The organism is Mesoplasma tabanidae (assembly GCF_002804025.1).
In the GTDB taxonomy this organism is placed as follows: domain Bacteria; phylum Bacillota_I; class Bacilli_A; order Mycoplasmatales; family Mycoplasmataceae; genus Mesoplasma; species Mesoplasma tabanidae.
In genome coordinates this window covers 310,652-326,751 of the sequence record NZ_CP024969.1, presented here as the reverse complement: position 1 = coordinate 326,751, position 16,100 = coordinate 310,652, and the positions used below count along the sequence as shown (strand labels likewise).

The following is a 16,100-nucleotide window of genomic DNA, read 5'->3' as shown; positions in this document are numbered from 1 at the left end:
AAAAAACACCTATATTAATTATAGGTGTTAATCTTAATATTTTACAAGTTTTTGCACTTTGTACTCATGTAATAAATTTTCATCATGTAAGACAGGTAAATCAATTAAGAATGATACTCCTTCAACTTTTCCTTCTTGCATTTCAACTAATTTAACTATTGCTTCGATTGTTCCACCAGTAGCTAAAACATCATCAATGATAACTATTTTATCTCCAGGTTTAATATCGCCTTTATGCATTTGTTGATGATTAGTCCCATATTCTAATGTATATTCGATGTCAATTACTTCACGTGGTAATTTACCAGGTTTTCTAACTAATACAAATCGTGTATGAGATTTATAAGCTACAGCACTTGCAAATAAGAAACCCCTAGCTTCTGGCGCAACTACAACATTTGCACCGCACTCAACAACAAATTTTGCCATTTCATCAATTACATAAGCAAAAGCATCAGCATCATTTAGTAAAGGTGTTACATCTTTAAAATCTATACCTTTAATTGGGAAATCTTTAACATTTAAAATGTATTTTTTCAAATCCATATTATTATTTACTCCTTTTATAAATTAATCATTAATGTCTTTAACTATTTGTTCTTCTTGAGAAACATTAGTTTGAGAAATGAATTCTTTTCTACCATAGTTTGCAACTATTCTTCGTTTTTCTAATCATATTAATAATGGTAATGACATTGTTAGAATAACAATATTTGCCACAAACACACCAATTAATAATGTAATTCCAACTCCAGCAATTGATGGAATTGTAATAGCTAAGATGATTGCAAATATTAAATAGAAACCAGAAATATAAATTAATCTGTTAACTCCAAATTTTAAAGAATCAACAAATAATGATTTAACAAACTTATTATCTTTTAAAATCATTGTTATTTCTTTTCTTCCTGCTTTTTTAACAACTTTTATTTGTTTTCTTAAAGGTTTTAGATCAGTTTTATTTTCTTTTCTAATTACTTTAATTTGTTTTCTTAAATCAGCAATTTCAGGAGTCTTATTTGTTTTAAAGAATGCTTTAAATGCATCTCAAACATAGAATTTTGATTTTTTAATTAATTTAATATTAACAATTTCTCTTCTAATATCTTTGATACGTTTTTTATTAGCCTTATTGAAAGCTTTTTTATTATAAATAGCTTCTAAAACTTTATGTTTAATAATTGCTTGAGCATTTGCTTCATTTTCAAACTCGTATCTTAATTCATTTTTATTTTTAATTGAAATTAAAGTTTTTGTTTTACCAAGAATGAATATTACAGACATTATTGTAAATGCTACTATTGAAACCATTGTTACTAATATTTCTGTACTTAATGGAACTCTAAACATTATTACAAGAGATGCTGTTATTAAAACAACAACTACAAGTGCTAGTGCTAAAGCTACATAATAAGTTCATTTGTATCTAATTAAAATATAAGCAATTAATATCAATATTAATAATGCAAAGGCAACAATTATTTGATTAATTTGTCCATAAGCTGTAAACGGAATTTGATACATTCCTAAAATTCCTTTTGAAGCATTTGTGTAATTACTTCCTAAACGAGTTTTACCTGTAAAAATACCATTTAATAATCTTTTTGTTTTTGTAATATTTGTTTGATTTGATAATTCAATTTGAATGTATGGCATTAAATCATCATCAGAAATATTTTCATCTTTATGTCCATAATCAGTTCCAGCTACTACTGAATTTAATTTAGTGGTTCCTTTATATCCTGAATAAAAAGTTTTAACTAAATCATTGCTAAATATATATTCAATTGTATATTTGCTTAGATCTGCTACGAATTTTTTATCATCTGCTCCAGATTCAATATCATTATGATTAGCAGCTTTTGCCATTGCTTCAGCTTCTGCTCTAAATTGATCAGCTTTTTCTTTTGATTGACCTTCTTCAATTTTTAAAACTACATTGTCAAAATTATTTCCTGGAAGATTATATAAATACTCACCATAAACAATATAAGTATTGTCTTTACCAAATAAGTTTGAATAATTAGGACCTACTGTAGCAGCTACAACTGCACCAATCACTGAGAATACTAATAATAAAACTATAATAATTCTATTTATATTAAAAATTCAGTTTTGATTACGTTTTGTTTTAGCTTCTTCAACCACAACTACTTCTTCATTGGTTGAAATTACTTTAGCAACATCACGATTAACTTTTAAGAACGCAATTCAGTCTTTTTTATATCATCGAATTTTTTTATCTGATTTTTCTAACTTCTCTATTTTTTGATTTAACTTAATAGTTTTTTCTTTATTTTTCTTAACTAGTTTTAATTGATAATTTTTTTCTTTATTTTCAATTTTAGTTTTTAAATTTTCAATTAAATCATTAATTTTTTTGATCTTTAATAACTCTTTTGAGCTAATTTTATCTTTATTAGTTAAAATATTTAATTGATATTCATATTTTGATAAGTTAATTTTTTCACGAATTGCAACACCTGATTTAATATCTTTTGTATCAATAGGTAATCATAATGGATGGTGTTTAAATATTTCAAGTTTAACTGTTAAATATAGCATTAATCTAAAGACTACAATTACTAAAACTAAAATTATTGCTGTAGATACTGTTGCAACAGTAGCAAAGTTTTTTAATGAACCTGTTCCAACTCAGAAAATAATTAAGTTAGGAATTAATATTAAGATAAATGAATCAAGTATAATTCCTAAATTTTCTCTGTATGATAATTTAAATGATTCAGTAATAGATCTTTTTTCTTTATTTAGATGTTTCTTAAATGCTTCTATTGTCAGAATACATGATTCTAAAACAAGCCCAACCATCACAAAGATTAAAGTATAAATTTCTATACCTATTGCTATACCAAATATTGTTGGAGTAAATAGTGTTACAGCCACTGAAGTTACCGCAATTATTAATGTATAAATACCTAATAATCTATATGCAATAACTAAAAATACCATTGTTATAATAGCTAAAATTAATAAGAATATAATTGACGCTAATAACATGTAAAGAGTTATTTCTGGGTTAAATTCAGTTAGCTTAATTACCTTAAAACTAAATCCTGAAGTTGTTTGAGAAATTGAAGCTTCAATTGTTTTTGCAATAGTTGCTGATCTTGTTTTTACTTTTAATTGACTTGTTGCTCCATTATAAACTACACTTGGTGTAAATGAAGCTCTTGATAGTGATTCTGATGCTGCTGAAACACCTGTTTGAGTTATAGAATCATTAATCATAATAAAGTTTTTTTCAAAAATTGATTCATCAAGATATTGTGAAAATGTTGAAGAAGATGATTTTTGGGCAAATAAAACTTTTGACAACATAATATCATTTATTATTTTTGCAACATCATCAATTCTCATTGATTGGCTACCAGAATTACCAGCATATAATGTTAAATTTTCTGAATACTTACCTGCTTCTTTACCGTTTTCGGCTTTTTTAAAGTCATCTGTTGTTGAATTAGGGTCAATAACATATTTATTAACATTATTTGTAAAGCTATAACTGTAATTTTTTGGGCTTGTTTTGTTTCCATAAACTCCACCATAAAATAAAGCTTTTAGTTCTTTAACGATAAGTTCTGTATTATTTGATGTATTAAATAACATTTTTTCATCTGTTGCACTGTCTGTTCATCATTTATTAAAAGTTCCTGAAATTAATGAAGTAGATGGCATTTGTCCATCTGAAGTCATATATGAAACTGTGAAAAAATCATCAATAACAGCTTTTTGTTTTGCATCAGCATTAGGATAGAAACTTAGTACTGGTTGAATAACACCTGTATAATAATTTTCTAAATATTTATCTAAATCTTTTTCATTTGGTGTTTGTAAAAAATATTCTCTTAAGTTATTTAAAATAGTTTCAAATGAAGAAATTAATGTTAAACTTGCAGGAGTTGAAGCTCCACCTTCAGATGCTGTTGTAGCTGCTGTTAGATTTTTTAAATAACTTCCATTTGAACCTTCTTCAAAAGTTAAGAATGGAGAATTTTGTTGACCAGAATTATTTTGAGATTTGTCAGGAGTATATTTAACTGAACCAAAAATTTGAGAAATTGCTAATTTATTTGTTATGTTATTGTTACTGTCATAAATTCCATTTTCAGAACCTGTTATTTTTTTAACAGAAGCATTATCAAATAAAACATCAGTATATGAATTATTTAATTGAGTAAATGCCATTAAACCACCATCTTGCTCAATTGCATTTATAAATAATTTTGGATTATTTTGATATTGTTCCTTAGTTGCTCTAATAGAAACTCTATGTTGTCCAACTATTTTAACATCAATTGTATTATCAGAAAATGGTGACAGTTTCTTTTGTAAAGAATCAGCTGCTAATTTAGCATCACCGTTTGGTGTAGTTGCTGATCCTGGTGAAGTTGAATTTTGTTTTTCATCATACACTTCAATAAGAGCATCATATCCACCAGAATACCTAGTATTTAAGTTAGTTTTATTAGCTATACTTAATGAAGAGAAAACAATTGAAATTATTAATGAAAAAATAATCAAAAGCAGACAAAAGGTTTGCGCTATTTTTTTAAATGAAGTTTTTTTATTATTCATTTATTTACTCCTCCTTGTCTGAAAAGTTAATACTTAAAATAAAAAGTATAATCTATAAAAGATTATACCTCATTTTGTATATTATCACCATTTTTTTTCAATTTCTTATGTGTTTTAATGATAGTGTTACTTTCAATCTTTTTCATTAATTTACCATTATTCAAGAATTCTTCTGTCAATGCTTTATCACGTAATTCATTATCAAAAGTATAACTAAAGTTCTTACCTTTAACAGAATTGCTGCCAATAATGTTAATAATCATATCTTCATCAATTTTTAATAAGTAATCTTCAATTTTTTTAAAGTATAACAATGGCATTGAAATCATAATTAAATCTTGTTCTTGATCATTTCATGCATTTTTCTTAGAAGTTACTGTTCTTCAAATAAAAATGTTGTTAGTATATCCAACACTAAATAAGTATTGTTGGATGTCATTAATTTTAGTTGTTGAAATAAACAAGTTTAAAACTTTGTTTTTTGGATAAAGTTTATTAACTGTTAATCCTTGAATAATAATTAATATTAAAGAAGCAAATAAACTTGGACCTATGATTCATTTAAATTTCATTTTTAAAATAAGCGATGTTGTATAAGTTGAATCAAATTCATTTGTAGCTGACACATATTTTGAAATATTGAATCAATCTTCATTATTTCAGTTTCCATTTTTTAACATATCTCAACTTTTAAATAAATCTGAACTATTTTTGTCAGTCGCACTAAATATATTATCTAACTTCATACCCAAATCAGAACTTATTAATGAATTTCAATTATCATATTCATTATAAACAGCACTTAATTTAATTGTTTGATCAATATCTTCAGTTTTTAAAATAATTGTATTTAAACAAATAACTATAAATAAAATAAAAATATTAATTTTAATATTTAAAGAACCAATATCTTTATTTAATTTTTTTGAATAATAATAAGTTATTCAATCACTTCCACCAGTTGATGCATTTCCTTTATATGTTATTGAATAACTAAATCCATTAATCATTCCACCAAAAATTGCGAATGCAAAAATTCAAATAATTGCTCCTCATGCTCCAGGAAGTGTACTTATTAAATTGTAATCAATTAGTAAACTTAACTCATTAGGATTAATATAAGGAATGTTTTGTAATATAAGGTCAAAAAAAATTGAAACAATAGAGTAAATTAATGTTAAAGTTGAAAATTTTCAACCAATCTTTATGAACCCAAAAATTACTAAAGGAATATTCATAATAAAATAAATTATAAAATAAAGAGTACTTGCAGATACTGTAATATTATTTGCTCCAATAATAGAGAAGAAACGAGCAATAGCTCCCAATCCTCCTGGGAAAAGACCAGCATTACCTGTTATGGAAATGAAATAATCAATTGCTATTGTTGAAAGAAAAGCACCAATTAGAACATATAAAAGATCATTTCAAAAACCTATTGCGTAATAGTTACGTACTTCAAAGGCTTGCTTCCCTTTATTAAACTCAGCTTCATAGTTTTTTTCATAACTGGGATCATTTTTTATTATTAAGATTTCCTCGGGAGAAAGTAGTAATGCTTTTTTACCATTTGACGAATAAATTTTTATTCTTTTTTTTCTTGCCATACCTACTTTTCCTTATATGTAATTAATTCTATTTTTAATAATACTAAAAATTAAAAAAATAAAAAGCGGATTTATCCACTTTTTTAAATATTAATCAAATAATTCTTCACGACGTTTTCTATATTTTTCTTTTTTTATTTTATCAATGCTTTTCTTAATATGTTCACGGCGTTTTTTTCTTGTTATTTCATCAAGTTCTCTTTTTCTTTTTTTCTTATATCCAGGTTTAACTTTTTGATTACTATATTTAGCAATAACTTTTTTTGAATCAGTATCTAAGTCTTCATAATGCTTTGCCTTTTTCTTATTTTTACTTCTAATCTCAATAAGCTCATTGTTGTCCATTCTTAAGCGAGTAAATTCAATTCCTATTTTTTCAAGTGATTCAATTTTTTCTTGATTTTTAACATTATATAAAACATAACTTTCACCAGTCATTTTACTTCTTCCGGTTCTTCCACTTCTATGAATGTAATATGAAAGATCTGTTGGCAAATCAATTGAAATAACATGGCTAACTCCTATAATGTCAACGCCTCTTGCAGCAACATCGGTTGCTACAACAAATTTAAACTCGTTATTTTTTATTTTCTTTAACATGTTCATTCTAGTTCTTGGTTGTAAATCACCATGCAATTCACCAACATTTTGACCTGTTATTTCTCTAATTAATTTTACATATTTTGGAATGTCATCTTTATGGTTAGAAAAAATTAAACATAAATACGGATTAATTGAATTTAAAATGTTTGTTAAAACAGGTTCAATTTCTTTATTCTTTGTATCAATTAAAACATGTTTAATATTTTTACTTGATACATTTTTTTCAGTTACATCAATAAAATGAGCATTTCTTGCATATTTAGTAACAAAAGGTCTTAATTGTTCAGGGATGGTTGCACTAAACATTGACAAATTGACATTTTGTTTTGCTTTTGAAACAACAAAGTCAACATCTTCAATAAATCCTAAGTCAAAAATCATATCACATTCATCAATTATGATGTAATCTGATGTTGTCGCTTTAAGATGATTTTGTTCATATAATTCCTTAATTCTTGTTGGAGTTCCCACAGTAATTGTTGGTTGTCTTTTACTTAATGACTCAACTTGTTTATTGATATCTTCTCCACCAATAAATAAATCTACTTTAAGCTGAGTTTCATTTTTTGTAAATGGTCTAACATTATCATAGATTTGCTTGGCCAATTCTCTTGTTGGAGCAATTATCAAAGCTTGTACATTTTGTTTATCTTGATCAAATTTTAAGTTATTTAAAATGGGTAGCAAAAACGCATGTGTTTTTCCTGTTCCAGTATGAGAAAGAGCAATAACATTTTGATGTTTTTTTATTAGTGGTATTATTTCTGCTTGTATTCTTGTTGGTATTTCAAAGTTTATTTCTTTTAATGTGTCATTAATGTATTTCTTAAAACCAAAATCACTAAATTTTCTTTCATTATTATTTGACATAGTATTGTTCCTTTATATCTACTTTCTCTATTTTTAAATCCTTAAAATTATTTAATAGTCTTTCTTCAATATCATGAATAAAGTAATTTTCCATATAATGCCCAACAACAATAAGTAGGACATTGTTATCATTGGCATAAATTCAATCACTTCATTTAGCTTCACCTGTTATAAATATAGAATCTTTAATTTGCTGTGAAATTATTGAACTGGCTCCACTTCCTTGATTAATTGAAAATTTAGAAGTCTTAAATTGATTATTCGAATTTATTTGTAGTGTTTTTGTATTAAAAATATTTTTCAGGTTTTCAATTAATTCATTTGATGTTATTTCCTTATTTAAATTTACTTCTAAAAATTCTTTATGCAACAAAGGGAATTTAGCTTTCTTTACATTAAACTTTTTTTCTAATTGATTTACAAAAGCATTATATCCACAAATATCATAATTTGTATGAATTGAAAATACATATATATTTTCTTTTGTTAAAAATTTAATAAGTTCTTTTTTAAAAGGATTTTCTTTTTCCTTATGTATTTCATTAAACATGAAAGGATGTCTGGTAATGATAAAATCTATTTTATGATTTTTAATTTTATCAACAGACATTTTATTTAAATCTAATGTGATTAAAACATTAGAAATTTCTTTGTCAAAGTCTATAACCTTTTTGTTAAATTTTTGAATTCCAACATTATCTCATTCATATGCTTTACTAGAGGGAAACTTTTTATCTAAATATTTAATTAATTTTAATAATTTCATTTAAGTATCCTCTAATTTCTGCAATTCTATTTTTAATATCATTATATGAATCATAATGTTTTACTTCATCTATTTTACTTAGTATTTTTTCATACTTTTTAATTTCATTTTCATAATATGTATTTATTTGTTTATTATTTTGAAAAAAAGTTTTGTTTCCGAATAAAATATCTTTTTTATTAACCAAATTATTATGATTTTTTTCAATAACAACGACTCAATATCCTTTTTGACTATCAACTATATAATCTTCAAAACTTATTGAATAATTTTTATTTAACACTCAATTTCTAATGCTACTAATTTCTGTATTAGAACAAATAATATATTTATCAATCTTTTCATTATCCTTTTTAATAATTTCAAGGATTGTTGTACTGCCCAAACCGCAAATTGAAACAACATCAATTTTTTCAATATTTTCACTAAAAACAAAATCCAAACCATTGCTTAGAATAGTTTGTATTTTCTCATTATAATTATATTGTTTAATGTTTTTCTTAGCTCAACTTAAAGGTTCTTTATTAACATCAACTGCATAAGCGAACTTAGTTCTTTTTTCTTTAACTAAGGTAATTGGTAAATATGCATGATCAGTACCAATATCTGCAACAACATTGCAACAATCAATTAAATCAGCAATTGTTCTTAGTCTTTTTGTTAACATATTAACCTTTATAAAATTCTTTTAAAACTTTACCTGATTTATTAGTATTAGTTGGTTGTTTTAATTTTCTTATTGTTTTTGCTTCAATTTGTCTAATTCGTTCTCTTGTAACATTTAATTCTTTTCCAACTTCTTCTAAAGTTTTTGATGCTTCATATTTTAATAAATGATCTTGAATTATTTTACTATCAACAGTTCTAATTTTTTCAACTGGTGTTTCTAAATGAATGTCTAATTTTTTAATTGCTTTAGCTAATTCACCAGCAGTTTCATCATTACATTCTTCAGCCAATCTAATTAATGTTCTAACTTTTGTTGGAACTATCCCATATCTCATACGAATAACTTTTTCTTCTCTAGCTGGCATATCTTCAAACACTTTATCAATTACTTCTCTTAAGATTTCTTTTTCAGTAAAATCAGTTGGAGAAATCATATCTTTATCTTCTACAAAGTCCCCAAAGTGAGTGTCATCTTCATCACCAAATGGTTTTTCTAAACTAACAGGTTCAACAGCAATTTTTTTAATTTCAACTACTTTTTCAGGTGTCATGTCTCCACCCATTCTTTCAGCTACTTCTTTTGATGAAGGTTCTCTACCTAATTCTTGTGTTAGTTGTCTTTCAATTCTTGAAAGTTTGTTAATTGTTTCAACCATATGCACAGGTATTCTAATTGTTCTTGCTTGATCAGCAATAGCTCTTGTAATTGCTTGACGAATTCATCAAGTAGCGTAAGTTGAGAATTTAAAACCCTTTTCATAGTCAAATTTATCAACAGCTTTAATTAAACCAATATTTCCTTCTTCAATTAAATCAGCAAAGTCTAACCCTCTATTTAAATGTTTTCTAGCTACTGAAATAACTAATTTTAAGTTAGAAGTGATTAACATATCTCTTCCTTCTTTTCTTTCTTCAAGATCTTCTGAATTTGCTAATTTTGCATAAACTATTTCTTGATCCTTAGTTAAGATTTTTGTTTGTCCAATTGTTGAAAAATAAGTTTTAATTAAATCTTGAATTTTAGTCTCATTTGAAATTGAACCTACTCTATATTTAGTTGTTCCTGAGTCTTTTGGTCTTCTTCCTGGACCTTTTCTTTCACCAATTAATTCATTAGCATATGCATCATCATCTGTAACTTCTATATCTTCTTCGGCATCTTCATCTAAATCAATTTCTTCATCTAAATCAATATCTTCTAGGTCTGTAAATTGTATTCCTTTTGCTTGTAAATCTTCTAATAATTTCTCATATTCATTATCAGTTGCATTTGCAAAAATTTTGCTAAAACTCATTTGAACTTCTTCTGATGTTATTTCATTATTATTATGCTTTGCATATTCAACAGTTGATTCATAAAAATCTTCAATTGTTTTAATTTTTGCTATCTCTTTTTTATCCATATATTTTTTCATGTTGTACCTCTTTCATTAGTTACTTTTATCGTTAAAATTTTTTAATCATTCTTCTCTTTTTTTAATTCTTTCAGATAAGATGTCCATTAAATTATCACGATCACTTTTACTTAAATTTTCTGCTTTAAGCATTTCTTTAATTTCAATTATTTTTTTCTCATTAGAATACATTTTCAGTTTTTCAAATGAATTTTCAATTAACTTATAAGTATTTATATTTTGTTTTATTCTTAACATTAATGGATCTGTTTCATATTGTTTTATTTCTTCTATAATTTCTGCAGAACAGGTATTAGTTAAAATTTCTTTAATTTCAGATTCATTGTAATTAATATTTTCTTCGTAAGAATTAATAATTTTAGATATAATTCTACCAAACTCCTTGTGTGGAAATTTAACTTCTCTAATTTTTTCTTTCACTAAATCTAAATTCTTGTTAGATTTTATCAAATCATATAATATGGTTTTTTCGGCTAACTCATATGCTTTTAATGAAGCTAATACATTAAAACTTGTACTAGCTTCAGTTTTTACTATTGCTTTATCTTCAAAGTTTTGTTGTATAACTTCTCTTCTGTTATTAAAACTATTTGATATTTGATGTTTTAATATTTTTTTATAAAAATTAATAATTGCTTCTTTAGATAAACCTGTAATTTTTTCAAGTTCATCAATTGAAGTTTCATATAATATATTATTATTACATTTCAAAACAAATGAACATATTTCTTTCATAAATTCTTCTACAGAATTAAAATCATTTGAGTTAACTTTGGGTCATCTTTTTGAAATTATGTATTGAAGAGGATTTAAAGCTTCATTAATCATTTTTTCTATTTCAGCTTTTCTTCCTTGTTTAATTAGTTCATCTGGATCGTTATTAGTTGGATTATTAACAACCATAACTTTCTGATTATTTGAAATTAATGTTTGCGATGCTTCAATATTGCCTTTTATTCCAGGCTCATCTCCATCTAAAAACATTTTTACAGTTCCCTTAATGCTTTTAAATAAATTTACATGATATTGAGAAAGTGCAGTTCCCATTAAAGCTATTGTATTATCAATTCCATTTTTATGTAAACTTATAACATCCATATATCCTTCTAAAACAATTAACTCTTTTTTAATCCGCGCAGTTTTAATTGCTTCGCTAAAGTTATATGCTATTTTTCTCTTTGAAAAAATTTTTGTTTCTTTGGTATTCAAATATTTAGGTCTATCTGAATCAGATTCCATGATTCTTCCGCTAAAACCAATTAACTCTTTATTCTCATTTCTTATTGGAAATAATATTCTATCAGCAAAAATGTCATACATTTTTTGACGTTCTTCATTATAAGTTCCTAAACCTGCGTCAACAATATCAGATATATTATAGCCTTTGCTTATTAAATGGTCGACTAAACTATTTGTTTTTGGTAAATAACCAATTTCAAAGAACTGTATATCATCATTTGTAATATCTCTTGAGTGTAAATACTTAACAGCAGTTTTAGCCTCATTTGACCTTAAGTTTAATTTGAAAAATGCTATTGCTTCTTCATTAAGTTTAAAAATAATCGCTTCATGATTTTGTTTTAAAGGCACGCTACTTTCAAACTTAGATAAGTCATAGTTTAATAAACTTGCTAATTTTTTAACTGCTTCTTGAAAACTTATATTGTCAAAATCTTTAATAAAATCTAAAACAGTTCCTGAAACTTGACATGAAAAACATTTAAAGAACTTCTTCTCAGGAGAAACTGACATAGAAGCATTTTGATCTTGATGAAAAGGACACAAACCTCAAAAATTTCTTCCTTTTTTTGAAAGTAATACCCTTTCACTAACAATAGAAACTATATCAGATTTCTGAATAATATCATCAATTACTTCTTTTGGTATTAACATGGTATCACTTCCCTTCAAAATTAAAATTTAGATTTTAAATATCTTTCAAGTTCGTTTAAGTTAATACGTACTTGCTCCATTGAATCTCTTTCTCTTACTGTAACTGAATTTGTTTCTGGAGTATCAAAGTCAACAGTTATTACAAAAGGTGTACCAATTGCATCCTGTCTTCTATATCTTTTTCCAACATTACCAGTTTCATCATATGTAACATCAAAATTATTTAATAGCTCTGAATATAAAACCTGAGCTTGTTCATTTTGCTGTTTTTGTAATGGCATAACAGCTATTTGATATGGAGCTAAGTTATATGGCAATTTCATCACTATACGTGAATTCCCTTCACCTAAATCTTCTTCATGGTAAGCTTGTCATAAAATAGCTAACATCATTCTTTCAACACCAACACTTGGTTCGATTACGTGCGGCAATATCTTTTGATTAGTTGTTGGGTCTAAATAAGTTAAATCTTGTTTGGAAGTTTCTTGATGAGCATTTAAATCAAAATCCCCTCTATGAGCTACACCTCAAAGTTCACCTCAACCAAACGGAAACTTAAATTCTATATCACTTGTTGCTGTTGAATAATGAGCTAATTCATCTTGTTCATGATTTCTAACTCTGTAATTATCTTTACTAATTTTTACTTTTTGTTGTAAAAATACCTCAACTTCATTTAGTCAATATGCAAATCAGTCTTTTTCATCAGAAGGATTAAAGAAAAACTCTAATTCCATTTGTTCAAATTCACGAGTTCTAAAAATAAAGTTACCAGGTGTTATTTCATTTCTAAACGATTTACCAATTTGACCAATTCCAAATGGCAATTTTTTTCGTAAAGATCTTTGAGCATTTTTAAAGTTAATAAAAATACCTTGTGCTGTTTCAGGTCTTAAATAAACAGTTGATGATTCATCTTCAAGTACGCCTTGATTAGTTTTAAACATTAACGCAAACTTTCTTATTTGTGTAAAATCACATGCTTGACATTTAGGACATTTGATATTTTGCTCTTTTATGAATTCTTCCATTTGTTTTTCAGTCATTACTCCAGCGTTAATTTCTGAATTAAATTCTTCAATTAATTTATCTGCTCTTCATCTACTGTTACATTTTTTACAATCTATTAATGGGTCATTAAAACCATCAATATGACCGCTAGCTTTTCAAACATTTGAATTTAAAATAATTGAGCTATCTAAACCTATATTTAATGAATTTTTTCTAACAAAATGGTTTCATCATGCTTGTTTTAATTTATTTTTAACTTCTACTCCTAAGGGACCATAATCTCATGAGTTAGCTAGTCCTCCATAAATTTCTGATCCCTGAAAAATAAATCCTTGAGATTTTAAATGGGCAATTAATTTTTCCATATATTTTCTCCCTTATTGTCTATATATAAAAATAACAAAAGTCAGCAATTGGCTGACATTAAACTATTTCAATTATAAATTATTTTACATTTAAATACTATTGTTTGTCAACACTTTATAAGTGTACTCTCAAAACGTATCTTCTCTATATACTTCTTTCTTTAAAATCTCTTTTATTGGGTAAGAATAAACTCCTAATTCGTTTATATAATATCCTAAAATTAACTTCGACAAGATTATTTCATATGAAACATTTATTGAAAATTTTTGAATAGTAAAAAATGTATTATTATCCATTCTTTGCAAATACTTAATAAATTCAAAATCTTGTTCTTCTTCATTTTCATTAATGCAATTGGGACAAACAAAACCAAAATCCTTAAGATCAAATTTTCTGTAAATTTTGCTTGGTTTGTTACATCTATAACATTTTTTTAATTCTCAATTACCTCCAAAATTTTTTAAAGAATAAAACAAAAATCAAACCATAGATGAAAAAGGATTAATTTCATCATTAATATTTTTTATAGATTCTCTTAGCATATCAAATCACTTTGAATCTTTATTATAAAAAAGTTCTTCTTGAAGAATAACTGAAGATATAATACTTGCAAATAAATAGTTATTATAAGATTTTGCAATTTTAAAGTTATCTCTTACTAAAGTTCCAGTTTTTAATTTTGATATAGATTGAATTTTTCTTGATTTAAATATCTCAAAATCAGCTTCTGAAAATAAATTAAGTGAATAATTATTTTTACTTGAAGGTTTGTTTGCTCCAAGCGCAATAAAGCTAAGTTTACCAAATTCATTAGAATAAACTGTAATTATTTTATCATTCTCTTCATAATTAAAAGAATCTAAAACAATAGCTCTTATTTTAACTTCACTCATTAGTATTTATCCTTGTCATATCCCATCTTTTTAATTAAACTTGCAGAATTTCTTCAGTTTTCTTGAACTTTCACAAATAGTTCAAGATTTACTTCTTTTTCAAAAAGTTCTCTTATTTGTTTTCTTGATTTGTATTTAATATCACTAATTTTTTTACCTTGATGACCTATAATAATTCCTTTTTGTGATTTTCTTTCAACAATAATTGAAGCTACAATATTAATTTCATCTTCTGTTTCTTCAAGCTCATCAACTAATATAGCAACTGAATGTGGGACTTCTTGCCCTGCCTTTAAAAGCACACTTTCTCTAATAATTTCTCTGATTGCAAAACGATTGGGTTGATCAGTTATTGAATCTTCATCATAAAAATAATGTCCAGTTTCAGGTAAAAAATTAACAATAGTTTCAATTAATTTGTCAATATTAATGTTTTCAGTAGATGAAGTAATTATGATTTCATCAAAAATTTGTTCATACGTGTTTCATTCAGTAGCTTTTAAAAATAATTTTTCTTTACTTACTACATCCGCTTTTGAAATTACAAGAATTTTTTTGATATCAGACTTTTTAGATAACTCATTTAAAATAAATAAATCATTTTTACCAATTGTTTCATCAGCTGGTGCCATAAAAACAACTACGTCAACTTCCTTCATGCTTCTCATTGCACTTGAATTCATAAACCTGTCAATTTGGTTTTTTGAAGTATGAATACCAGGAGTATCAACAAAAATTAATTGATATTTTTCTTCTGTCAAAATACCTCTAATATTATTTCTTGTGGTTTGGGCTTTATTTGTGACTATTGAAATCTTATGACCAATAATTTTATTTAATAAAGTTGATTTCCCCACATTTGGTCTTCCCACTATTGATATAAATCCTGATTTAATTTTACTCATGTTTGTCCTCTATCTCTTTATAATCTTCTTCTGTAAATTTTATTGTGTAATTTATTTTGTTCAATTTTAGTATCTCATCTTGAATAAAAAACATCTCTTCTTCCTCATTTTCATTTGTTTCATGGTCATAACCTAATAAATGCAAAAAACCATGAGTAAATAAAAATCCCATTTCCTCTTTAAGCGTATGTTGATATTTTATGCTTTTTCTTTCAGCTTCTTCTATACAAATGAATATATCACCAATTTCTTGATAGCCAAGAGCTTTTATTTCTTGTGGCGACATTTCTACAGGAAATGATGTTACGTCAGGAATATATGAGTGATTTCGATATTCTTGATTTATTTTTTGAGCGGGTTCACTGTCTAAAAAAGTTATAGATAAATTTATTTTATTTTCTATGTTTAAATATTTAATGCCTGAACTTATTATTTCCTCAGCTAATTTTTCTCATTTTTTTACTTTTAATTTAGTCTCATTTATAAAATCAATATTTACCATTCTT

The 16,100-nt window shown here is 25.6% G+C and carries 12 protein-coding genes; all 12 read right to left on the bottom strand.

Translation table 4 applies throughout. The features are described from left to right. Positions 1-33: 33 nt before the first annotated feature. The 12 genes from MTABA_RS01495 to ybeY all read right to left on the bottom strand — a co-directional run bounded on the left by MTABA_RS01495 (position 34) and on the right by ybeY (position 16,096). Positions 34-546 carry an adenine phosphoribosyltransferase gene (locus tag MTABA_RS01495; protein ID WP_100679437.1) on the bottom strand — a complete coding sequence of 171 codons (513 nt, stop codon included), beginning with the start codon at positions 544-546 and terminating at the stop codon, positions 34-36. A 24-nt stretch (positions 547-570) separates the two neighbouring features. Next, entirely contained in the window at positions 571-4,596 is a 4,026-nt protein-coding gene (locus MTABA_RS01490) for a protein translocase SecDF, variant type (RefSeq protein WP_100679436.1), read from the bottom strand. Positions 4,597-4,658: 62 nt separating this feature from the next. Further along, positions 4,659-6,203: a YitT family ABC transporter gene (locus MTABA_RS01485; protein WP_100679435.1), complete on the bottom strand. Its 1,545-nt coding sequence runs from the start codon at positions 6,201-6,203 to the stop codon at positions 4,659-4,661. A gap of 90 nt (positions 6,204-6,293) precedes the next feature. Beyond that, positions 6,294-7,676 (bottom strand): DEAD/DEAH box helicase, encoded by a 1,383-nt coding sequence (locus MTABA_RS01480; RefSeq protein WP_100679434.1) that lies wholly within the window; start codon positions 7,674-7,676, stop codon positions 6,294-6,296. Further along, positions 7,666-8,442 (bottom strand): Nif3-like dinuclear metal center hexameric protein, encoded by a 777-nt coding sequence (locus MTABA_RS01475; RefSeq protein ID WP_100679433.1) that lies wholly within the window; start codon positions 8,440-8,442, stop codon positions 7,666-7,668. Before MTABA_RS01475 ends, MTABA_RS01480 begins: the two co-directional genes overlap by 11 nt. After that, on the bottom strand, positions 8,420-9,109 hold the full coding sequence (locus MTABA_RS01470; protein ID WP_100679432.1) for a tRNA (adenine(22)-N(1))-methyltransferase: 690 nt from the start codon (positions 9,107-9,109) through the stop codon (positions 8,420-8,422). The genes MTABA_RS01475 and MTABA_RS01470 overlap by 23 nt, the downstream gene beginning before the upstream one ends. Before the next feature lies 1 nt (position 9,110). Continuing rightward, positions 9,111-10,526: a sigma-70 family RNA polymerase sigma factor gene (locus MTABA_RS01465; RefSeq protein WP_100679431.1), complete on the bottom strand. Its 1,416-nt coding sequence runs from the start codon at positions 10,524-10,526 to the stop codon at positions 9,111-9,113. Between the two features lie 15 nt (positions 10,527-10,541). Further along, positions 10,542-12,419, bottom strand: a complete 1,878-nt coding sequence (dnaG, locus tag MTABA_RS01460) for a DNA primase (protein ID WP_100679430.1) — start codon at positions 12,417-12,419, stop codon at positions 10,542-10,544. A gap of 20 nt (positions 12,420-12,439) precedes the next feature. Then, positions 12,440-13,795 carry a glycine--tRNA ligase gene (locus MTABA_RS01455; RefSeq protein WP_100679429.1) on the bottom strand — a complete coding sequence of 452 codons (1,356 nt, stop codon included), beginning with the start codon at positions 13,793-13,795 and terminating at the stop codon, positions 12,440-12,442. A 90-nt stretch (positions 13,796-13,885) separates the two neighbouring features. After that, a complete protein-coding gene (gene recO / locus MTABA_RS01450) occupies positions 13,886-14,689 on the bottom strand; it encodes a DNA repair protein RecO (protein WP_100679428.1) in 804 nt (267 codons plus the stop codon). Then, positions 14,689-15,594 (bottom strand): GTPase Era, encoded by a 906-nt coding sequence (gene era / locus MTABA_RS01445; RefSeq protein WP_100679427.1) that lies wholly within the window; start codon positions 15,592-15,594, stop codon positions 14,689-14,691. Before era ends, recO begins: the two co-directional genes overlap by 1 nt. Continuing rightward, positions 15,587-16,096, bottom strand: coding sequence for an rRNA maturation RNase YbeY (ybeY, locus tag MTABA_RS01440; protein WP_100679426.1), 510 nt, complete (start codon positions 16,094-16,096; stop codon positions 15,587-15,589). Before ybeY ends, era begins: the two co-directional genes overlap by 8 nt. Between the last annotated feature and the right edge of the window lie 4 nt (positions 16,097-16,100).